The organism is Cohnella terricola (assembly GCF_007786475.1).
GTDB lineage: Bacteria > Bacillota > Bacilli > Paenibacillales > Paenibacillaceae > Cohnella > Cohnella terricola.
Genome location: NZ_VNJJ01000005.1, coordinates 283,883 through 305,656, shown reverse-complemented (window position 1 = coordinate 305,656; position 21,774 = coordinate 283,883). Strand labels below are relative to the sequence as shown.

At 53.6% G+C, this 21,774-nt stretch carries 20 protein-coding genes, 1 pseudogene and 1 other annotated feature; of the genes and pseudogenes, 2 read left to right on the top strand and 19 right to left on the bottom strand.

The features are described from left to right. Positions 1 to 93 precede the first annotated feature (93 nt). The 9 genes from pyrE to lspA form a co-directional block, all read right to left on the bottom strand. Positions 94 to 744 carry an orotate phosphoribosyltransferase gene (gene pyrE / locus FPZ45_RS11365; RefSeq protein WP_144701335.1) on the bottom strand — a complete coding sequence of 217 codons (651 nt, stop codon included), beginning with the start codon at positions 742 to 744 and terminating at the stop codon, positions 94 to 96. Next, positions 744 to 1,481: an orotidine-5'-phosphate decarboxylase gene (pyrF, locus tag FPZ45_RS11360; RefSeq protein ID WP_144701333.1), complete on the bottom strand. Its 738-nt coding sequence runs from the start codon at positions 1,479 to 1,481 to the stop codon at positions 744 to 746. The genes pyrE and pyrF overlap by 1 nt, the downstream gene beginning before the upstream one ends. An 81-nt stretch (positions 1,482 to 1,562) precedes the next feature. After that, positions 1,563 to 4,781: a carbamoyl-phosphate synthase large subunit gene (gene carB, locus FPZ45_RS11355; RefSeq protein WP_144701331.1), complete on the bottom strand. Its 3,219-nt coding sequence runs from the start codon at positions 4,779 to 4,781 to the stop codon at positions 1,563 to 1,565. After that, positions 4,768 to 5,913: a glutamine-hydrolyzing carbamoyl-phosphate synthase small subunit gene (gene carA, locus FPZ45_RS11350; protein ID WP_144701329.1), complete on the bottom strand. Its 1,146-nt coding sequence runs from the start codon at positions 5,911 to 5,913 to the stop codon at positions 4,768 to 4,770. Before carA ends, carB begins: the two co-directional genes overlap by 14 nt. Before the next feature lie 12 nt (positions 5,914 to 5,925). Then, complete coding sequence (locus FPZ45_RS11345; RefSeq protein ID WP_144701327.1) at positions 5,926 to 7,230, bottom strand: dihydroorotase; 1,305 nt, start codon at positions 7,228 to 7,230, stop codon at positions 5,926 to 5,928. A gap of 45 nt (positions 7,231 to 7,275) precedes the next feature. After that, on the bottom strand, positions 7,276 to 7,836 hold the full coding sequence (gene pyrR, locus FPZ45_RS11340) for a bifunctional pyr operon transcriptional regulator/uracil phosphoribosyltransferase PyrR (protein ID WP_144701325.1): 561 nt from the start codon (positions 7,834 to 7,836) through the stop codon (positions 7,276 to 7,278). A gap of 307 nt (positions 7,837 to 8,143) precedes the next feature. Beyond that, positions 8,144 to 9,397 (bottom strand): LL-diaminopimelate aminotransferase, encoded by a 1,254-nt coding sequence (locus tag FPZ45_RS11335; RefSeq protein WP_144701322.1) that lies wholly within the window; start codon positions 9,395 to 9,397, stop codon positions 8,144 to 8,146. 94 nt (positions 9,398 to 9,491) lie between these two features. Then, positions 9,492 to 10,469 carry an RluA family pseudouridine synthase gene (locus FPZ45_RS11330; RefSeq protein ID WP_144701623.1) on the bottom strand — a complete coding sequence of 326 codons (978 nt, stop codon included), beginning with the start codon at positions 10,467 to 10,469 and terminating at the stop codon, positions 9,492 to 9,494. After that, on the bottom strand, positions 10,441 to 10,983 hold the full coding sequence (gene lspA, locus FPZ45_RS11325; protein WP_144701320.1) for a signal peptidase II: 543 nt from the start codon (positions 10,981 to 10,983) through the stop codon (positions 10,441 to 10,443). The genes FPZ45_RS11330 and lspA overlap by 29 nt, the downstream gene beginning before the upstream one ends. Before the next feature lie 183 nt (positions 10,984 to 11,166). Here lspA and FPZ45_RS11320 point away from each other — a divergent pair, with 183 nt between their 5' ends. Beyond that, positions 11,167 to 11,907 (top strand): TraR/DksA C4-type zinc finger protein, encoded by a 741-nt coding sequence (locus FPZ45_RS11320; RefSeq protein WP_246120417.1) that lies wholly within the window; start codon positions 11,167 to 11,169, stop codon positions 11,905 to 11,907. Positions 11,908 to 12,098: 191 nt separating this feature from the next. On the opposite strand, the gene FPZ45_RS11315 is transcribed toward FPZ45_RS11320, so the two are convergent. From FPZ45_RS11315 to FPZ45_RS11275, 9 genes are all read right to left on the bottom strand, one after another. After that, entirely contained in the window at positions 12,099 to 12,503 is a 405-nt protein-coding gene (locus FPZ45_RS11315; protein ID WP_425457000.1) for a DUF5665 domain-containing protein, read from the bottom strand. A 156-nt stretch (positions 12,504 to 12,659) separates the two neighbouring features. After that, the gene (ileS, locus tag FPZ45_RS11310) at positions 12,660 to 15,752 is read right to left on the bottom strand and encodes an isoleucine--tRNA ligase (protein ID WP_144701318.1); all 3,093 of its coding nucleotides are present in this window, start codon (positions 15,750 to 15,752) and stop codon (positions 12,660 to 12,662) included. A gap of 42 nt (positions 15,753 to 15,794) precedes the next feature. After that, positions 15,795 to 16,047: a binding site (T-box leader), on the bottom strand. A 90-nt stretch (positions 16,048 to 16,137) separates the two neighbouring features. Continuing rightward, positions 16,138 to 16,623, bottom strand: coding sequence for a DivIVA domain-containing protein (locus FPZ45_RS11305; protein WP_144701316.1), 486 nt, complete (start codon positions 16,621 to 16,623; stop codon positions 16,138 to 16,140). An 83-nt stretch (positions 16,624 to 16,706) separates the two neighbouring features. Next, positions 16,707 to 17,492: a YlmH family RNA-binding protein gene (locus FPZ45_RS11300; protein ID WP_144701314.1), complete on the bottom strand. Its 786-nt coding sequence runs from the start codon at positions 17,490 to 17,492 to the stop codon at positions 16,707 to 16,709. Between the two features lie 21 nt (positions 17,493 to 17,513). Further along, entirely contained in the window at positions 17,514 to 17,783 is a 270-nt protein-coding gene (locus tag FPZ45_RS11295) for a YggT family protein (protein ID WP_144701312.1), read from the bottom strand. Positions 17,784 to 17,790: 7 nt separating this feature from the next. Further along, positions 17,791 to 18,246: a cell division protein SepF gene (locus FPZ45_RS11290; protein WP_144701310.1), complete on the bottom strand. Its 456-nt coding sequence runs from the start codon at positions 18,244 to 18,246 to the stop codon at positions 17,791 to 17,793. Further along, on the bottom strand, positions 18,243 to 18,947 hold the full coding sequence (locus FPZ45_RS11285) for a YggS family pyridoxal phosphate-dependent enzyme (RefSeq protein ID WP_144701308.1): 705 nt from the start codon (positions 18,945 to 18,947) through the stop codon (positions 18,243 to 18,245). Before FPZ45_RS11285 ends, FPZ45_RS11290 begins: the two co-directional genes overlap by 4 nt. 7 nt (positions 18,948 to 18,954) lie before the next feature. Further along, positions 18,955 to 19,788, bottom strand: a complete 834-nt coding sequence (gene pgeF, locus FPZ45_RS11280) for a peptidoglycan editing factor PgeF (protein ID WP_144701305.1) — start codon at positions 19,786 to 19,788, stop codon at positions 18,955 to 18,957. Positions 19,789 to 19,855: 67 nt separating this feature from the next. Continuing rightward, a complete protein-coding gene (locus tag FPZ45_RS11275) occupies positions 19,856 to 20,134 on the bottom strand; it encodes a YlmC/YmxH family sporulation protein (RefSeq protein ID WP_144701614.1) in 279 nt (92 codons plus the stop codon). Between the two features lie 471 nt (positions 20,135 to 20,605). Between FPZ45_RS11275 and FPZ45_RS26015 the strand changes: the two are divergent. Continuing rightward, positions 20,606 to 20,779, top strand: a pseudogene (locus FPZ45_RS26015) (transposase); the annotation flags it as partial. 78 nt (positions 20,780 to 20,857) lie between these two features. Here the strand turns inward: FPZ45_RS26015 and FPZ45_RS25695 are convergent. Continuing rightward, positions 20,858 to 21,388 (bottom strand): hypothetical protein, encoded by a 531-nt coding sequence (locus tag FPZ45_RS25695; RefSeq protein ID WP_246120416.1) that lies wholly within the window; start codon positions 21,386 to 21,388, stop codon positions 20,858 to 20,860. Between the last annotated feature and the right edge of the window lie 386 nt (positions 21,389 to 21,774).

Below are 21,774 nucleotides of genomic sequence, written 5' to 3'. Positions count from 1 at the left end.
AGACGGAGAAGCATCTGCGCAAAAAAACAAGGTCTCTCCGATACGGGGATACTCCCCCCTCGAAAAGACCTTGCGATGATTGAATTGTGCGGGTTATTTACCGAAAGCTTGAGGATTTTCTCTCCAGGATTGGAGCAGGCTCACGTCCGCGTCGCTGATCGTACCGCGGTTGCGGGCTTCCTCTACGAGAGCGGAATAATTCGACAACGTCTGCAGCTCGATCCCCTCTTCGCGGAACGCCTCGGCCGCTTGAGGGAACTGGTATGTGAAAATAGCCAGAACGCTCTGCACGTCTCCGCCGGCCTCAATGACGGCCAATGCGGCTTTAAGCGAGCTGCCGCCGGTGGAGATCAGATCTTCGATGACGACAACTTTCTGCCCATCCTTGATCAAACCTTCGATCTGGTTTTGCTTGCCGTGGCCTTTCGCCTTGTCGCGAATATAGGCCATCGGAAGATTCAGCTTCTGCGCCACCCAAGCAGCATGCGGAATGCCGGCGGTTGCCGTTCCCGCGATCACTTCCGTGTCCGGATAATGCTCGCGGATCAAAGCCGCGAAACCTTCTGCGATCGAATCGCGGATATCCGGATAGCTCATCGTCAGCCGGTTATCGCAATAGATCGGCGAGATGATGCCCGAAGTCCACGTGAACGGATCGTTCGGGCGGAGATTTACCGCGCCGATCTCCAGTAGACGCCCGGCGATCTCCGCCGGCAGTTGTTCAAGGGAAACGTTGTTGCCCATTATTCGGTCATCTCCTTCAAAATAGTGTCCAGAGCTGCGGCCGGATTGTTCGCGCCCGTGATCGGCCTGCCGATCACGAGATAATCCGTGCCGCCTTTCACGGCATCGCCGGGAGTCGTAATGCGGAACTGGTCGCCCGCGTCCACGCCCCTCGGACGAATGCCCGGCGTAACCGTAGCGAAACCGACTCCGCAAGCGGCTTTGATCGCGGCCACCTCCAGAGGCGAAGCCACAACCCCTTGCAAACCTGCTTGCTGAGCTAGTTTAGCATAATGCACAACTGCGTCTTCTACGGTTCCCGCAATCCCGATCTCATTATTCAGCACTGCCTGGTTCGTGCTCGTCAGTTGCGTAACCGCGATCACGAGCGGCGCACGTTCCGCGTCTCCCGCGGCTACCGCCTCGCTAACGCCTTCGATCGCAGCGCTCATCATCGCGATGCCGCCGGCACCGTGTACGTTAAAGAGATCAACGCCAAGACGGGTTATGCTCCTCGCCCCGCCTCGCACCGTGTTTGGGATATCGTGCATTTTCAAATCGAGGAAGATTCGAAATCCCTTGCCTTTCAACTCCCGGACGATTGAAGGGCCTGCAGCGTAGAACAACTCCATGCCCACCTTCATCCAACAACCGGAGCCTTGTAGTTGATCAGCGACTGCCAGAGCGGCGGATTCATCCGGCTTGTCCAATGCCACCATGATTTTGCCGGCCGCCTGCTCACGCGTAAGATTTGCCATTCGCGGTTCCTCCTCTTCGGCTTGAAGTTCATATAGAAGCCCGATCCCCTTGTTGCTAGAGGACCGGGCGGCATACTGGATTTAAGCTTGGAAAGCCGGCATCGGCTCGCTGGAGAACCGGAGCGCTTGCAGCATGTTCAGCAGCGCGCTGACCGTATCCAACGACGTCAAGCAGACAACTCCGTTCTCGACCGCTTCGCGGCGAATGCGGAAGCCGTCGCGCTCAGGCGTCTTGCCTTTCGTCAGCGTGTTGACGACGAATTGCGCTTGACCCGTGCGGATGAGATCGAGAATGTTAGGCGAACCGTCGGAAAGCTTATTTACGCGGCGCACTTTAAGTCCCGCAGCTTCCAGAGCGTCTGCCGTCCCGCCAGTGGCGAGCAGCTTGTAGCCGAGGTTGTAGAAGCCTTTCAGAATTTGAATCGCTTCATCTTTATCCTTGTCGGCGACCGTCGCGATGATCGCGCCGGAATTCGGAATCTTCATACCTGAGCCAACGAGGCCCTTATACAAAGCTTTCGCATAGAAGCGATCGCGTCCCATGACTTCGCCCGTCGACTTCATCTCCGGCGTCAGCGTAGGGTCTACGCGGCGCAGCTTCGCGAAGGAGAATACCGGAACTTTGACGGAGACGAACTCATCTTCCGGCCACAGGCCTTCTTGATAACCCAGGTCGGTAAGCTTCTTCCCGAGAATCGCTTGCGTCGCAAGATTCGCCATCGGAATTTTCGTCACTTTGCTCAGGAAAGGAACGGTACGGGAAGAGCGAGGGTTAACCTCGATCACGTACACTTTTTCTTGCCATACGACGAACTGGATGTTGACAAGACCGATCGTTTTCAGTTCTTTGGCGATTTTAATCGTAATATCGATAGCTTGTTGCTTGATATCTTCGGAGAGCGATTGCGGCGGATAGACCGCGATCGAGTCGCCCGAGTGAACGCCCGCGCGCTCGACATGCTCCATAATGCCCGGAATGAGCACCGTTTCGCCGTCGCAGATCGCGTCGATTTCGATTTCTTTGCCCAGCATGTAGCGGTCGATGAGCACCGGATGCTCCGGATTGATCTTCACGGCCACTTCCATGTAGGATAGCAACTCTTCATCGGAGTATACGATTTCCATCGCGCGTCCGCCAAGCACGTAAGACGGACGAACGAGAACCGGATAACCGAGCTCTTGCGCGGCGCCGACTGCTTCGTCGACCGATGTAACCGTCGTTCCTTTCGGCTGCGGTACGCTCAATTTGCTCAGCAGCGCTTCGAACCGCTTGCGGTCTTCCGCCTCGTCAATGCTGTCCAGGGACGTACCAAGAATGCGCACGCCGGCTTTGGCAAGCGGAGCCGCCAGGTTGATCGCCGTCTGGCCGCCGAATTGTACAATAACGCCGATCGGTTGCTCTTGCTCGATGACGTTCATGACGTCTTCGTAGAAGAGCGGCTCGAAGTAGAGACGATCGGACGTGCTGAAATCTGTAGATACCGTCTCCGGGTTGTTATTGATGATAACCGCTTCGTAACCCGCGTTGCGGATCGCCCATACGGCGTGAACGGTCGAGTAGTCGAATTCGATCCCTTGGCCGATACGGATCGGACCGGAGCCAAGCACGATGATTTTTTCTTTCGCGCTTTCCGTCACTTCGTTTTCCGTCTCGTAGGTCGAATAGTAGTACGGCGTCGTCGCTTCGAATTCGGCCGCGCAAGTATCAACCATTTTGTATACCGGTTTGAGGCCTTGCTCGAGACGGTATGTGCGCACGTCCGCTTCTTTCGTCAACGCGCCATTCGGATGACCTTCGCTTCTCAGCTCGGCAATCGCGCGGTCCGTCAAGCCGTTTCTTTTCGCCTTGTACAGCAATTCCGGCGTAAGTGCAGGCTCTCTGCGGATTTCGTCTTCCAGTTGAACGATGCGTTCGATCTTGTCGAGGAACCACCAGTCGATGTTAGTGAGATCCTGAATGTGCTGCAGCGTCCAACCGCGACGGAATGCTTCCGCCACCAGGAACAGCCGCTCGTCGTCTGCTTTGTTCAAGCGAGCCGACAGCACCTCGTCGGAAAGTTCATTCGCGTCTTTCAAGTTGATGCGGTGAACGCCGATTTCCAGCGAGCGCACCGCTTTGTGAATCGATTCCTCGAATGTACGGCCGATGGCCATAACTTCTCCGGTCGCTTTCATTTGCGTGCCGAGCTTGCGGTTCGCCGAAGTGAACTTGTCGAACGGCCAGCGAGGAATCTTCGATACGATATAGTCCAGCGTCGGTTCGAAGCAAGCGTAAGTTTGGCCCGTGACCGGGTTAACGATCTCGTCCAGCGTGTAGCCGACGGCGATCTTGGCAGCCATCTTGGCGATCGGATATCCAGTCGCTTTGGATGCCAGCGCGGAAGAACGGCTAACGCGAGGATTAACTTCGATGACATAGTATTGATAGCTTTGCGGGTCAAGCGCGAACTGCACGTTACAGCCGCCTTCGATATTCAGCGCGCGAATGATCTTCAGCGAAGCCGAGCGAAGCATTTGATATTCGCGATCGGAGAGCGTTTGGCTCGGAGCGACGACGATGCTGTCGCCGGTATGAACGCCGACCGGATCGAAGTTCTCCATGTTACAGACGACGATGCAGTTGTCGTTCGCGTCGCGCATGACTTCATATTCGATTTCCTTCATACCGGCGATCGATTTCTCGATCAGACATTGTCCGATCGGGCTGTAACGGATGCCGTTGGCTACAGTCTCGCGCAGCTCTTCTTCATTCGGGGCGATACCGCCGCCCGTGCCGCCGAGTGTGTAAGCCGGACGAACGATAACCGGATAGCCGAGTCCGTTCGCGAATTCGACTGCCTCTTCTACCGTCGTCACGATCGTGCTTTCCGGTACCGGCTGCTCCAGCTCGCGCATAAGCTCACGGAACAAGTCGCGGTCTTCGGCGCGTTCGATCGCGTCAAGCTGCGTGCCGAGCAATTTCACGTTCTCCTGCTGAAGCACGCCCGCGCGAGCCAGTTCGACCGCCATGTTCAGGCCAGTCTGTCCGCCGAGCGTCGGCAGCAAACCGTCTGGACGCTCTTGGCGAATGATTTGCGATACGAATTCCAGGTTGATCGGTTCGATGTAAACTTTGTCGGCGATGTTCGTGTCGGTCATGATCGTAGCGGGGTTGCTATTGATCAATACGACCTCGATGCCTTCTTCCTTCAGAGCTTGGCAGGCTTGCGTGCCGGCATAGTCGAATTCCGCCGCTTGTCCGATGACGATTGGGCCGGAGCCGATAACGAGAATTTTTTTGAGGTCATTATTTCTGGGCATACTGCAGCTCTCCTCTCAGCGTTTCCGACAATTGCGCTTGGCGTGGGCGTTCCGGATTGGCTTCCTTGTTGTCGCGGATCATTTGTAAGAAACGGTCGAACAAGTAGCCGTTGTCGTAAGGTCCCGGAGCCGCTTCTGGATGATATTGAACCGTGAAGGCCGGGTAACGCTTATGCTTCAAGCCTTCGATCGTTTTGTCGTTGTTGTTGATGTGCGTCACTTCCAGTTCCGTTCCGGCGATGGACTCATCCAAGACAGCGTAGCCGTGGTTCTGGGAAGTGATGAAGCAGCGTCCGGTTTCGAGTTCCTTCACCGGATGGTTGCCGCCGCGGTGACCGAATTTCAGTCTGCCGGTATCGGCGCCGCAAGCGAGCGCGAACAATTGGTGTCCGAGGCAGATTCCGAACATCGGATATTCGCCGAGCAGATCGCGGATCGTGTTCACGGCATGGGGCACGTCTTTCGGGTCCCCAGGTCCGTTGGACAGCTGGATGCCGTCCGGATGCAAGCGGCGGATTTCGTCCGCGGTCGTGTCTTGAGGCACGACGATGACGTCGCAGCCGCGCTTCGTGAGATCGCGCAGAATACCGCTCTTCGCGCCGTAATCGATTAGGACGATGCGTTCCTTGTCTCCGGGGCTGTTGAAAATGGATTTGGTCGACGTACGCGCGACTTGATCAATGGCGAGCGGAGTAGTTCCCATACGCTCCATCAACTCTTCTACGCGCTCGTTCCCCGTCGTTAGAATGCCTTTCATCGTTCCATGCTGACGAAGAATGCGAGTCAGCATGCGCGTGTCGACATCGCTGATTCCGATAATGCCGTATTCTTTCAGCAATTGGTCGACCGTATATTGCGCCCTCCAGTTGCTCGGCACGTCCTCATGACGACGAACGACGAAGCCGTGAACATAAGGGCGAATGCTTTCGAAGTCATCCCGGTTGATGCCGTAGTTGCCGATCAGCGGGTAGGTCATCGTGACGATTTGCCCGCAGTAAGACGGATCGGACAGTACCTCTTGGTAACCCGTAATTCCCGTGTTAAATACGACTTCTCCGACGGAACCGCCTTCGGCTCCGAAGCCCCGTCCCGTGAACAGCGTGCCGTCTTCCAACAATAATCTTGCTTGCATCCCAATCACTCCTTAGCGGTTAATGCCGTTTTCTTCGGTCCAGACCACGTTGCCGTTAACCATCGTTAAAGCCGGCCAGCCGTATAACTTCCAACCCGTGAACGGGGTATTGCGACCTTTTGTCAGGAACTTCGCGGGATCGACTTCCCGCTCGTTCTCCAAGTCGATCAGAATCAAATCAGCAGGCGCTCCTACTGCCATCGTACCGTATGGCAAGCGGAACAGCTTGGCGGGATCGCTGGTCATTCTGCGGAGCAGAAAATCCAGGCTCCAGCGTCCCGTGCGGACGAATTTCGTGTAAAGAAGCGGAAACGCGGTTTCGAAGCCAACGATTCCGAATGGTGCCCGTTCCATGCCGCGCGCTTTCTCTTCCTCGCTGTGCGGCGCATGGTCGGTCACGATAATATCGATCGTTCCGTCTTCGAGCGCTTGGATGCAGGCTTCCACGTCTTTCGGCGTCCGCAGCGGCGGGTTCATTTTCCAGTTCGCGTCCATGCTGTCCGGAATGTCTTCGTCCGCCAGCAGCAGATGATGCGGACACACCTCCGCGGATACTTTCACGCCCACCGACTTGCCGAGCCGGATCAGCCTGACCGATTGCTCGGTGCTGACGTGGCAGACGTGATAATGTACGCCCGTCGCTTCAGACAACAGAATGTCGCGGCCAACATGGATCGCTTCCGATTCGTTCGGAATGCCCTTCAGCCCGTGCTTGCGGGCGAATTCGCCTTCCGACACCGCCGCACCTTCTACGAGCGAGTCATCCTCGCAATGCGCGATGATCGGCATATCCAGCGACTTCGCGAGCGCCATCGCGTTCTTCATCATCTGCGCGTTCTGCACGCCGACGCCGTCGTCCGTAAAACCGATCGCTCCGGCTTCCTTCAGTGCGGCGAAGTCGGTCAATTCGCGGCCCAGTTCGTTTTTCGTGATCGCGGCGTAAGGCAGCACGCGAACGACGCCTTCCGTTGCCGCTTTGTCCAGCACGAGCCGGATCGTATCCGGCGTATCCATGACCGGTCGCGTGTTCGGCATCGGTGCGATCGTCGTAAATCCGCCCTTGGCCGCCGATTCCGTTCCGCTCGCGATCGTTTCTTTATATTCGAAACCCGGTTCGCGCAAGTGAACGTGCATATCGATCAGCCCGGGGGAAATCAGCTTGCCGCGAGCATCGATTACTTCCGCGCCCGTCGTATCCGGCAATGAGCCGCCTTCCCGCCATTCGGCGATCAATCCGTTCTCTACTCGTACGTGAGCGATTTCCGTTTCTCCGTTCTGTTCGCTCAGCCTTTTCGCGTTAATAATCCAAGTCGTCATGTTCTCTAGCGCCTCCTCTACCGTGCTGTTGATGGTGTACCGTCGTTACCTGCCGATCTCCGCCTCGCGCGGATGGAAAATCGTGACGCAATCGGTCTCGTCGATCTCGCTCAGCGAGACGTCGATCTTCTCGTGCCGCGAGGTCGGCACGTTCTTGCCTACGTAGTCGGGGCGGATCGGAAGCTCCCGATGCCCCCTGTCGACGAGGACGGCCAGTTGGATCGATTGCGGCCTGCCGCAATCCATGAGCGCGTCGAGCGCGGCGCGAATCGTCCGGCCGGTATAGAGAACGTCGTCAACCAGTATGATCCGCTTATCTCTGACCAGCAGTTTCAGTTCTTCGTCCGGTAAAACCCCGCTCGCCTTAGCCCTGTCGGGACGATCGTCGCGATAGCGGGTAATGTCGAGCTCCCCCACGGGGACCGGCTGTCCTTCGATGTCCATTATCCGATCCGCTACGCGTTTCGCAAGGTAGATGCCTCTCGTTCGAATGCCGATCAACACGCAGTCTTCGATTCCTTTGTTCTTCTCGACCATCTCGTGGGCTATCCGGGTAAGCGCCCGCCGGATGGCCGATTCGTCCATAATGACGCGCGAGTCCGACATTTCGATCCCTCCTTCACGCGATAATGGCACATAAAAAACCTCCTTGCGTATTCGCAAGGAGGTTACAGTCAGTGTGAGATATCAACAGGCGCACAATCATAGACATGCTCAAGGCGCGGCAACATTACCGAACTTGCCGAACATGTTCATGTCGAATATGCGAACCCGGATATTGGTCAACTCTGCGCCACCTTGCCAGTCTCTCTGGACTGAATTAAAGGTACCCGTTTCATTACCAATGATTATCCCATGTTCGACATGAAGTGTCAAGGACATCCGTTTGAAATCCGCTCGAAAAAATCGCCGCTTAAAACTCGAATCGCACGTCTGTTAGCCGGCGTTTAATTTCGTTGATCACGCGTTTTTCTTCCGTTTCTCCATGAGCGATGAATGTCACCGAGAAACGCACGAAATTGCCCGCGTCGTCCCAAGGCACGGTCGAGATCAGCTTCTCGCGGATCAAATATTGCGAGAATTGTTCAGCGGTCTCGAATCGTTCTCCGCCTTCGATGCCCTTGGGCGCTTCAACGTAAAGGAAGAACGAGCCTTTCGGCTTCTCGGCGCGAAAGCCGATTTCGTTCAATACCGCCACCAGCAGATCGTGGCGGCGGGAATATTTCGCCGCGATCGCCTCGGTAATCTGCGGTTTGGCAAGTCCGTACGCCGCCGCCTTCTGGATGGCGATAAACTGGCCGGAGTCGTTATTGTCCTTCACGTCGCCGAACGCCTTGACGATGAGCGGATTGCCGGCGATAAAACCGATGCGCCATCCCGTCATATTGTACGATTTGGACAGCGAGTGAAGCTCTACCCCAACATCTTTCGCGCCCGGAACGGACAGGAAGCTCAGCGGTTTCGCGCCATCGTAAGTCAATGCGGCGTATGGAGCGTCGTGAACGACAATGACTTGGTGCTTTTTCGCCCATGCGACGACCTTCCCGAAAAATTCCGGCGTCGCCGCCGCTCCCGTAGGGTTATTCGGATAGTTCAAATAGAGCAGCTTGGCGCGCGTGGCGATACTTTCCGGAATGGCATCCAGATCGGGCAGAAAATCGTTTTCCTTCGTCAATTGCACGTTATACACTTCGCCGCCGAGATATTTCGTATGCGTGCCCATGATCGGGTATCCCGGCACCGTCATGATGACGACGTCGCCTGGATTGACGAACACGGTCGGCAGCATCGCCAGCGCCGGCTTGGCGCCGATCGTATGCAGCACTTCGGTCTCGGCGTCGATGCCTTCAACGGAGAAAACGTCTTTCAAATATTGCGCGGCGGCTTGTTTGAATTCCGCGATCCCGTTATCCGCGTAACCGCGGTTTTCCGGCTTTGCCGCTTCTTCGGCAAGCTTGGCCACGATGCCGGCATCCGCCATCTCGTCCGGCTCGCCAACGCCCATATCGATCAAATCCATATCGGGGTGGGCTTTTTTCGCCGCAGCTTTGGCCCTCTTTATTTTCTCGAATTTATAAATATTCGTGTCTTTGCCATAGTCGGAACCGCCAATGCGGACGGCAAATTGCTCCTGAATAAACGACGTCTGATATTTCTCCACGCTCACGCTCGCGACACTCCTTCAAATCACAGTTTTTATTCTCAAACTATGACTGAATTGCCCGCGAACCACCATGGATTATTGCACCGATCATTTGCAGTTACCGGTTTTTCAAAATGCCGATCGCATGCTCCATGTCTTCGGGAATCGGCGCCGAGAACTCCAAATACTCGCCCGTTCTCGGGTGTTTGAAGCCGAGAATTTCCGCATGGAGGGCCTGCCCCGACATTCCGAGCGTTCTGCCGCTTTTGCCGCCGTATACCGGGTCTCCGACAAGCGGAAATCCGATGTACTTCATATGAACGCGAATTTGATGCGTTCTGCCGGTTTCAAGCCTAAGATCAAGCAACGTATATTCGTCGAATCTCTCGCTCACGGTAAAATGCGTGACCGCATGCTTGCTGTTCTTGTCAGTGACGACGTACAGCTTTCGGTCGTGATTGGCCCGTCCGATCGGAGCGTCGATCGTGCCTTTGTCATGCTGCATGACGCCATACACGAGCGCACGATACTTTCTCGTCACGCTGTGTTCTTTAAGCTGTTCGGCAAGCGAGGCATGCGCCAGGTCGTTCTTGGCGACCATGAGCAAGCCGGACGTGTCTTTGTCGATGCGGTGCACAATCCCCGGTCTCATCACGCCGTTAATGCCGGACAGGTCTTTGCAGTGGTACAGCAAAGCGTTAACGACCGTGCCGCTTGGATGACCCGCTGCGGGATGAACGACCATTCCGCGTGGTTTGTTGATGACGATGACGTCTCCATCCTCGTAAACGACGTCAAGCGGAATATTTTCCGGGGACGCCTCGAGCGGCTCAGGTTCGGGCAGCGCGACGCGGATCAGAGCGCCGGCCGCAAGCTTGGCATTAGCTTTGGCAGGTTCTCCGTTTACCGTAATCGCCCCAATGCGGATCCATTCTTGCACTTGGGACCGGGACACGGATTTATCGGCAAGCATCGAAGCGATATGCTTGTCCGCGCGTTCTCCTGCCTGGTCCTCCTCAATGCGCCATTCAAATTCGTTTTCTTTTTCCTCTAGCCCGTCTTCTTCCTCAAACGGAATGCTGCTCTTGGGAAGCATCTCGGGGTTGTTCTCCATTGCCATTCGATTTATTCTCCTGTTTCATAGTCAGCAACGTATCCAGGATGACCATCCCGACGCCGACGCAAATTGCCGTATCGGCGAGATTAAAGATCGGAAACGTGTACGAACCGAAGTTGAATTGCAGAAAATCAACGACTTCGCCATAAAGGGCACGATCTAGAAAATTTCCGACCGCCCCGCCTAAAATGACGGCCAGCGCAAGCAGCAGCAAAAGCCTGCTCGTGCGAAAAGAGCGATGCAGGTACCACAGAATGCCGGTGACAACGGCGATCGTGACCACTAGAAAAAACCAGCGCTGATCCTGCAGCATGCTGAAGGCCGCGCCCCTATTGCGGGTGTGGGTGATGAGAAAAAAGTTCCCCAGCACGGAAATGCTCTCGGTATTCAGTTCCACGTTGCGGCTGATGACTTTTTTGCTCGCGTAATCGATTAATAACACGACGATCGCGATTGCATAATAGGCCCAAATCGGCCAAATACGACGCTGCATTCGTTATATCCGCCCTTCATCTATTGTCCTGCGTGTTGATTTTATCACATTGCGCCAAGGAGCGTCCACGAAGCACAACTAAAAATCGACAGAACCTCCAAACATGACCGCCCGATTCCATACGTAAAACAAGTTCGACTCGATAAAACTAAGGTCAACCAGACGATAAAGGGAGTGGATACTTTGGCTCTGCGGCTTGATCGGGATAAAATCGAATCGCTTCGGCGTCAGCTGCTGGAAGAACAAAGCGATTTGAGAAAAAGGATAAATGAAAACAGCCATTACGGCCTTGCGGCTTCCTATCGGGATTCGACCGGCGAGCTCTCCTCCAACGATAACCATCCCGCGGACATAGGAACCGACATGTTCGAACGAAGCAAAGACTCTGCGTTATTGGAGAAGGAAGCTTTCCGATTGGAGCGCGTCGAAGCCGCGCTGGAAAGGATGAATACCGGGGAATACGGGCGTTGCGTCGCATGCGGCAAATTCATACCGATCGAAAGGCTGGATGCCCTCCCCACCGCGATCTATTGCGTGGAGCATGAGCCGCGCCAGAATACTTCCAACGATCGGCCGGTCGAGGAAGAATTTCTGATGCCCCCCTTCGGTCGGACGAGTCTGGACGGCCAAGGCGATCAAAATGGCTTCGACGGAGAAGACGCCTGGCAGATCGTCGAGTCCTGGGGAACTTCAAACACTCCGGCCATGGCCGAGAATAACAACGTCGACGATTACAACCTGATGTTCATCGAAGCCGAAGAGAACGACGGTTACGTCGAGTCGTTGGAAAGTTTCCTCGCCACCGACATTACTGGCCATCACGTCTCGGTCGTGCGCAACCGCGCTTACCACCGCTACATGGCCGACAACGAAGGCGACCATCTCCTGGAGCCCGACGACGACCGCGACCGCTCCCCCTACTAAAAAAAGGTTCAGCGGAGCTTGGGATTTTCCCCAGACTGCGAATGTTAAACCGAAACAAATATGTTCCTCGTAAGAGTTTACGTCCGCCTCTTGGAGCCCATTGCCACCTCAATGAAATCATTCAGGCAATGGGCGGAGAGGAAGCGGCTGGAGAGGAATATATTTGTGTAGGTTTTTTTCCATTCGCAAACTCAATGTGGGTTAATCTCAAGCTGCCGCTGAACGATCCGCACAATGTCCGCAATATAATCCCCCACGATCGGCAAATTCAGCGCCCCGAGCATTTGCAGCAAGTACACGATCGTCGCCGCGAAGAACGTAAAGCCGAGCGCGATGCCCACGCCTCTAGATAGTCCGGCTATGAAATTCCGGATAATCAACTGCCAAGGACGGTGCATCAAGTTTACGTATTCGCTCAACTGGGCTTTCTCCATATCGATGGATAGCCGTTCAAGCTTCTCGGATAGAAACCGAAGCGTTCCGTTGAGCTCCTTCGTGTCCTCTTCCAAACCTCCCGCGTCCTTGGCTGGAGCTTTCGGCGTAATCTTAACGTTAATTGGTTTCGCTTTTTTGTCTTTCTCGGAATTGTCGCCCACAGCAGCACTTCCCTTCAGGCTTCCTTTGCCTTATCTTTACCCTGCGCCGCCGAATGCAAAACGAGCCCTCTCGGAGGGCGGGTATTACGCCCGCTCCCGGATGATGGAGCTCGTCTTATCGTTTTCCTTATTATGTTTAGCAACTTGGTTCTTGAATTATGCTTCCGTCCCGATCGCGACGCCGATCGTTTTCTCTCCGGCTTGCACCGTTTCCGTCGTTTCCGTTTTTCCGAACGATACGCGGTTGACGAGCACGTTCTCTTTCAAAACTTCGTCGAAGGCGCGCAGCGCAGCTTCCAGTTCGGCGTCGACATCGAGAACGAGATCGATCCGTTTCTCGATCGGCAAGTCGAGTTTCTTCCGCGTGTCCTGTACCGCGCGAATAACTTCGCGGACCCAGCCTTCCTGCACAAGCTCCGGCGTAATTTCGGTATTAAGCGCCACCGTAAGACCACCAGCGGACGCCGACGCGAAGCCCGTCTTCGCTTCCTTCTCGACGAGCATCTCTTCCAACTCTACGGCCAACGTTTCACCATCCGGCGAAACGAAATCGTATTTACCCGATTGGACAATGCCCCGCGTCTCGTCGCTCGACATTGCTTTGAACGCGGCCTGGATCGGCCCGACGTTCTTGCCATACTTCTTGCCCGCCACTTTCAAGTTGAGCTTCAGGTTAAAGTTAACGAATCCTCCGTCATCGCTGACGATCGTAATCTTCTTGACGTTGATCTCGTCTTCGATGATTTCTTTATACCCCGATAGATCGAATTCGTCGCTAAGCGATACGAGAAGCTCAGACAGCGGCTGGCGCGTTTTCAAGCCCGTTTCGTTACGGATATTGCGCGCCAGTTCGACGATGTTGCGTACGGCGGCCATTTCCCGCTCCAGTTCCTCATCGATCGCTGCTGAGCCCGCTTGCGGGTAATCGGCCAGATGCACACTGCCCTTGCCGCCGAGATTGCAGTAGATGTCTTCGGCTACGAACGGCGCGTATGGCGCGATCAGCTTGGACAACGTGAGCAACACCTCGCCCAACGTTTGGTAAGCGGCCAGCTTCGTTTCCGTCAAGCCGCTGCCCCAGAAGCGATCGCGAGAACGGCGTACGTACCAGTTGGACAACTCGTCGACGAACGTCTCGATCGCTTTCGCAGGGTTAAGGAAATCGTTCGCATCCAAACCTTTCACGACGTCCGCCGTCAACGTGTTAAGACGCGACAAGATCCAGCGGTCCAGCTTATTGTCTGTTTTCACCTTCGCGTGTTCGGAAGGTTGATAGCCGTCGATCGAAGCATACAACGCATAGAATGCATGTGTATTGACAAGCGTGTCCACGACCTTCGATTTGGCTTCCGCCACGATGCCTTTCGAGAACCGTTTGCTGTTCCATGGCGCGCTGTCCGCCAGCATCGACCAGCGGAAAGCGTCCGTTCCGAACTCGTCGATGATTTCCCATGGATCGATGACGTTGCCTTTGGATTTGCTCATTTTCTGCCCGTTCTCGTCAAGCACGTGACCGGTCGAGATGACCGATTTGTACGGCGCTTGGCCGTTGTAGAGCGTCGATACCGCCAGGAGGCTGAAAAACCATCCGCGCGTTTGGTCGATACCTTCACAGATGAAATCCGCGGGATACTGCTCGTTGAATTTCTTATCGTCTCCGTAAGGGTGGTAATATTGCGCGAATGGCATCGAACCGCTGTCGAACCATACGTCGATGACTTCGGACGCGCGATTCATCGTCCCCCCGCATTCGCAGCGCATGTGGATCCCGTCGACGTACGGCTTATGCAATTCGATCGTTTCCGGTACGTCCTCGATTGCCCATTCGCGAAGCTCGGCAATGTTATGCGGGGATTTTTCCTTGCCGCACTTTTCGCAAGTCCACACGTTAAGCGGAGTTCCCCAATAACGGTTCCGGCTGATGTTCCAATCGACCAGATCCTCTAGGAATTTACCGAAACGTCCGTCTCGCAAATGCTCCGGATACCATTGGATCTTTTTATTGTTCGCGATTAGTTGATCTTTCACCGCGGTCGTCTTAATAAACCAGCTTTCCGTCGCGTAGTAAAGCAGCGGTGTTTTACAGCGCCAGCAGAACGGGTAGCTGTGCTCCATTCTTTCTTTGTGGAACAACAGTCCGCGCTCGGACAGCATTTTGACGATATCGACGTCGCAATCCTTGACGAAACGTCCGGCCAAGTCCGTGACTTCGGCGATGTATTTGCCTTCGTTGTTCACGACCATCAGCATCGGAATGCCGTGCTGGCGAGCAACGCGGTAATCGTCCTCGCCGTGGGCCGGGGAAATGTGAACGATCCCCGTACCGCTAGAGTCCGTGACATAATCCGCATCGATGACGCGATATGCGTTCTCTACCGTCACATAAGGGAACAGCGGCTCGTAAGACAAACCGACCAACTCGCGGCCCTTCACCGTGCCGAGCGTCTCGTATTCGCCTTTCATGACTTTGTCGACCAATGCGGAAGCCACGACGTACACTTCGCCGTCTTGACTTACCCGTGCATAGTCGAGATCAGGATTGACTGCAAGCGCTACGTTCGCCGGAAGCGTCCAAGGCGTCGTCGTCCAAGCAAGCGCGTATTCGCCGTTTTCCTTAAACTTGAACTTCGCAGTTGCCGTTAAATCCTTAACGTCTTCGTAACCTTGGGCAACTTCGTGCGAACTGAGCGTCGTTTGGCAGCACGGACAGTACGGGCTGACCCGGTGGCCTTTATAGAGCAAACCTTTCTCGTGAATCGTCGAAAGGATATGCCAAACGCTCTGGATGTAGTTGTTATCCAGCGTAATATACGGATCGTCTAGGTCGGTCCAATACGCGATCGCTTCCGTAAGCTCGCGCCATTGGCGTTCGTATTCGAAGACGCTCTCCTTGCACTTATTGATGAACGGCTCTACGCCGTAATTCTCGATCTCCTGCTTGCCCGAGATGCCGAGCTGTTTCTCAACGCCAAGCTCAACCGGCAAGCCGTGCGTATCCCAACCGGCTTTGCGGATGACCCGGTAGCCCGACATCGTTTTGTAGCGGCTTACGAAGTCTTTAATGACCCGGCCCAATACGTGCCCGATGTGAGGTTTGCCATTCGCCGTCGGAGGCCCTTCGTAAAAAACGAAATTCGGTTTCCCCTCGCGATTGTCGATGGATTTGCGAAACGTATCCTCTAATTTCCATTGCTCCAAAATTCGTTTTTCGCGGGATCTTGCTTTTTCCTTGACGTCTACGCGTTGCATGTTTGATCTTCCTTTCGTGACAAAATAAAAAACCTCATCCCGGAAAGGGACGAGGTTAGCTCGCGGTACCACCCTTGTTCCGCTTTGGCTCCCTTATCGGGGACATAGCGGCAACTCTTGAGGTCCTGTTAACGGAGGACGTCCGGCTCCGCTTAATCACCATCGTTCGATCGAACGCGGATTTCAGCGGGGCGTCTCGGGGAAGATATTCGGCGCGTCTTCGCATTGGCTCGCAGCAACCGCCAACTCTCTGGGCTCGGATCTCGCGCTTACTTGGTCCCTTCTTCGACATTTCAAGCATAATCGTATAATCAAGTTATACTTTTTGGCGAAGCATTTGTCAAATCAAAAAAAGACCCATAAGGATCTTTATTTGAGCATTTTATTATGCCTCGATTCCGCGCGACTCGCGTCCTTCGAGCGTCTCCCATCCGTCTTGGGACAGGAGTTCCATCTGGGATTCGATCAAAGCGCGGAAACGTGCCCGATAGATCGTGGCCTGTTTCTTCAGCTCTTCGACTTCCAGCGCGATTTTGCGGGATTTGGCGAGCGCGTCGTTAATGATGCGATCGGCGTTTTTCTCCGCTTCCTTCACGATCAGGTGAGCTTCTTTCTTTGCGTTGTTTCTCAGCTCGTCGGCGGCTTCTTGAGCAACGATGATCGTTTTGCTCAGCGTCTCCTCGATGTTCGAGAAGTGACCGAGCTTATCCTGCGAAGCGGCGACCATATTTTGCAGTTCTTTGTTCTCGCGAATCATGGCTTCGTAATCTTTAATAATTTGATCGAGAAACTCGTTAACTTGGTCTTCGTCGTAACCCCGAAGGCGGCGAGCGAATTCTTTGTTATGGATGTCCAATGGTGTAAGTGGCATTGGCGCACCTCCCCAGTTATGATTTCCATGTAACCTTTTCAAAACTGAATTCGACGAAACCTATAAAAATCCTTCTTTGTCGACTACACAAATTTACCGATTCTTACACGAATTCTGCCGCTTTTTGACACACCTTCCACATCGATGACCTTAAAACGCCCGAAACCTTTCATCGATACGACGTCTCCGGCCTTTAAAGGGTGAGAGGGATCTTCGACGGGTTTCCAGCTTACTCTGCAGCGACCGGCTTTAATCGGCGCGAGAATCTTCGTTCGGCTCATTCGAAAGACGTCGCTGGCTATTCCGTCCAGGCGCATTGAGGCTACGGAGATCGTCTGTTCCTCTAACGCGATTTTGGATTCGCGCAGCTCGGACAACGGCCTAATCGAAACGCTAACGTCAACTCGATGGGCTTGTTTCATATGCCCGACCAGGAAGTCCCCGATCTCCTCGGCGATCAGAGCGTGACAACCCTCGTCGCTTACATGCAAATCGCCGATCTTGTCCCGCTTGATTCCAAGCCCTAGCAGCGCGCCCAAATAATCGCCATGATCCAATTCGGATATTCGTCGGTCGTCCGATGAAATATCCAACACGGCGATCCCGGCATCTTCCTGTTCAAGAGATCGATAATCCGGAGCGATCAGTGCTCGTTTTCTTTCGGCTTGCTCGCTGCCGCCGACAAGAAGTACTTGCGCATCCGGCGCACGGTTCGCGAGCGTAAATAAAATATGCGCCTGGCGCGGGTCGAGAAAATCCGTCCGCTTCGTCTCATGACGTTCGGCGGCGCGTTCGACCCATTCCCAGGCGCGGTCCACGAAAGCTTTTTCATCCGGATGAAAATGATCGTATATTTCCAAACGTGTCATAGCTCATCTGCACCTTCAATTCTAGAAAAACAAGAAATTGATCACGGTATTTAGCCCTTGCGCGACGAATCCCAACGCGAAGTAAGCGATGATGGGCGATATGTCCAGCATCCCGCCAATCGGCGGAATTAATCTGCGAAATGGTCTTAAGTATGGTTCCACCAATTTTCCCAGTAATTCTCCGATGAAGCTCTCTCTTACGGATGGAAGCCACGACATGAGCACGTAAATAATGATCATGTAGGAGTAGATTTGAAACAAAATGCCAATGTATTCAGTGATTTGATTCAACCTGGTGTCACCTCATTTTGGGATAGTCAGCGGATTCCTCGGACAACATCTCTGTTATCGTTCCCGATATTTCCACCGAATCCGGCGTACAAAGGAAGATGTCCGATCCCAATTTAGAGATATGGCCTCCCAACGCGTATACGGTACCGCTAAGAAAGTCCACGATCCGAATGGCTTGATCTCTTCTCACGCGCTGCAGGTTAACTACGACGGAACGGCGAGATTTCAGATGGTCGGCGATTTCCTGAGCTTCATCGTAGGAACGGGGCTCCATCAGAACGACACGGACGTTCTTCTGGGAATGTATGCTGACGACGTTGTTCTTACTTGAATGTTTACGGGTTTCGAACGTCGGGGTTTCAATTTCTTGCTCTTCGTTCCCGGCGTGACGTTCGCGATCCGCTTCTTGCTCTTGCTCCTCTTGCAAACCTAAATAGTTAAGAAATTTGTTCATTACGCTCATGACAATTCCTCCTCCATCTCTTCTTTCCCGACTAATACCGTTCCCAAACGCACCCAAGTCGCGCCTTCTTCCACAGCGACCTCGAAATCGTTGGACATCCCCATCGATAGCTCCGTTAACGGCTCATCAAGTGCGGACGCCGCGTTCAAATCGTCCCTCAGCTGTCTTAAAGCCCGAAACACGGGTCTCGTCGATTCCGCCTCACTCTCGAAGGGTGCCATCGTCATCAGCCCGATAAGACGAATCCGGTCAAACGGCTTTACTTTCTCGATGAAAGATATGACTTCCTCCGGCGCCAATCCATGCTTCGATTCCTCACCCGAAACGTTGACTTGCAGGAAACAAGGCACCTGAACGTCCAACGCCTGAGCGCGTTTGTGAATCGCTTCCGCGAGAGATATACGGTCCAAGGAATGAATGAATTCGAATTTTCCGACGATATCCTTAACTTTATTGGTTTGAAGGGAGCCTATGTAATGGAAGGAAGCTTGTCCCTTCAACGCGTCCCACTTCGGCTTAGCGTTCGGCCAACGGTTCTCTCCGATGTGGGTCACGCCTTCCCGCACGACAGCTTCCGCCGTTCCCGCCGAGACGTACTTGGTAACGGCAATGACGTTAACGTCCTCGCGTCTCCTTCCGCTCCGTAAGCAGGCTTGTTCCAATCGGCTTTCGACGTCCCGTAGACGACTCTGCAATGTCACGAAACGATCACCTCGATTTCTTGCCCAACCAGCTCATCATACGTCCAGTTGCTCCTTTTTCCTTCCGGTGGGAGAACAACAAATCCGTGCGACAGCTCGTACACCATGATGTTATTTCGATGCGGCTCGGCATAATTCCTGCTTTTATCATAAGTTGTCGGTTTAAATGTTTCAAGTCGAGTCTCGCGCGCCCTTCCGTTTCGCTCGGCATGACCACGTTCGTATCATCTATAGAAGGGTTTGATTCGCGTAAAGACGCCAACAGTGGCCTAACGTTCCTAAGCACGTTTTCGTCCACTTCGTAACAGCAACTCCCGATCGAGGGGCCGATTGCGGCAAGCAAATTCGCGGGTTGAACGCCGTAGACGGCTTTCATTTTCTCAACCGTTTTGACGGCGATCTCTGCCACGGTTCCTTTCCAGCCGGCATGGGCGAGTCCGAGGCTTTCCGTAACGGGATCGTAAAAATATAGCGGTACGCAGTCCGCGAAAAACATCGCAAGCAGCACGTCCGGTTCGTTCGTTATGAGAGCATCGGTGTCTTGTATGGCGCTTTCCCTGTCGTTACGTCCGCGACCGGTATCTTCCGGTGTAACTACGTGTACATGATTGCTATGTACCTGTTCCGCGCAAGTAAATGATTCGATCTTCCAATCTAATCTATTCGTTATTCTCTCCCGATTGCGCAATACGGCGACGGGATCGTCGCCAACGTGCAACGCGGAATTGAGTGCTTGTCTCGTCGTAAATCCGGCCGTCACCCCGTCCAGATCGCTCCATGAACGCAACAGGAATAGCGAAGACGGGTTTTCTTTCTCTATATTCAATTGAAAAGGTTCCAACCTTTTACACCTCCGACCTCAGTGTACCATAGCTCCGCCGCAATCGGAAGAAAGGCGCCTCGGCGCGCTATCTTCCCGAATGCTGCTCCCCGTCTTCGAGCCGATACACTTTGGCGTCATCCAATCGCACCAAAACGACGTCCGTCCCGATCTTAACGATATTCCTCCAAGGAATAACGACGTCGTTGCCGCCGCCGAACATTCCGAACAGCCGAGTAGACGTCGGCACCACGATCGCATCGATCCGCCCTTGGCGCAAATCCAGCTCCAAGTCGCTCACTTGCCCTAGCTTCTTCCCGTCGACGATGTTGATTACGTCCTTCGTTTGAAAATCGGATATTTTCATCATCCTTCGCCCCCAATCCGACCGGGCACTCGTACCCTAATAGTAAATATATGATCCTCTTCGGAAAAATGTACGCTGTCTCGCTCCTCGCACCCATTATATTCGTAACCTTGGACATCTCTTCCGGTCTTCTCGGGCCACTATCCCTTTCGCTCAGAGAACGTTCCGTTTACTCGGACATGCTTATCCAACTCACTGGGGCCACTATCCCTTTCGCTCAGAGAGCATTCTTTTTACTCGGACATGCTTATCCAACTCACTGGGGCCATTATCCCTTTTGCTCAGGTTGAGTCTCCCTTACCGCATATAGCCTTTATCCCACTCGCTCAGTTTTCATTGTTTGGCGGAATCCTCGCATCAAAGAATTCAGCGAGCATGATCCAAAAAATATCATCTTCACGACTTGATAAAATTGATAGATTGTTATAAAATTAAATAAGAACAAATGTTCCTATTCGGGCGGTGATTTTAATGGATGCTAATATGACTTTCGAACAGTTCCGCGATCATTACAATAGTGAAGAGGTCTGCGCGCAAACGTTATTCTCCATCCGATGGCCGGAAGGCTTCCGTTGCCCGCGATGTGAACATCGCCAATTCTACCGCGTACAGTCGCGCAGGTTGCCGTTATTCGAGTGCCGGTCTTGCCGAAAACAAACATCGCTTATCGCCGGAACGATCCTGGAAGGCAGCCGTACACCGCTCCGGCTTTGGTTTCAAGCTTTATTCCTTCATGCTCAACCGCAGGGTATAAGCGCTTTGCGTCTCTCTGTCGTTCTCGGGACCACCTACAAGACTGCTTGGCTCATTTGCCACAAAATACGGCATGCCATGTCTAAGGCTGAAACGAGCAAGCTTCTTACTGGAATCGTTCGCGTGAATTGCGGTGTTTACGGACGTCCTTACAATCCGACAATTTATCGGCACCCCCAAGAACATCCCTTGCTTATCGGCGCGACGATGGATAACGACTGTCAAATCAGCTGCATTAAAATCAAACAAATCTCCGACGAGCACCTTTCTTACGACCGGATTACCCCCATGGGCAGTCATGATTTCGTTCAACAACACGTGGACCCCTCCGTTGCGGATATTCATGTTGTGATTCAAAAATTCAGCCTCCACCGCCACTGGCCGTTGATTCAACTCTGCAAACGCGCCTCCAATTGGCTCAACTATTCCTTCAACGGAATCGGAGCCAAACATCTTCAATCTTATTTGGATCAATTTTGTTTCGGATTCAATTTGGCACAAGACAACACCAATCCGCTAGAGTTTTTGTTTCGATATTGCGCCTCTACTCGAACCCTTAATTATCCGGCCTTAATAAGCCGAGACGATCGTTCCGCACATCATAAACGCAATTATTTCTCATCCCTGAAATACGCTAGCTAACCTTCATTCCCAACCAGGATTAGTCCTGCCATTCTGCATGAACCTTGCACCTCGTTCGAGTCTATTCATCTTTTCTTCGCGGAAACCAAGTGGAATCTCCTTGTCGAAGGGGATGTTTAATTCTGTGCGGTAAATTGATTCGTTACAAGGCTGTTGTTTGAAAATGTTTCATGAGTGGATTCGCTTTGGCGGAAACGGTTACTTTCTGATCGACGGGGATAGTGGTCATAGCGGAACAAGATAGC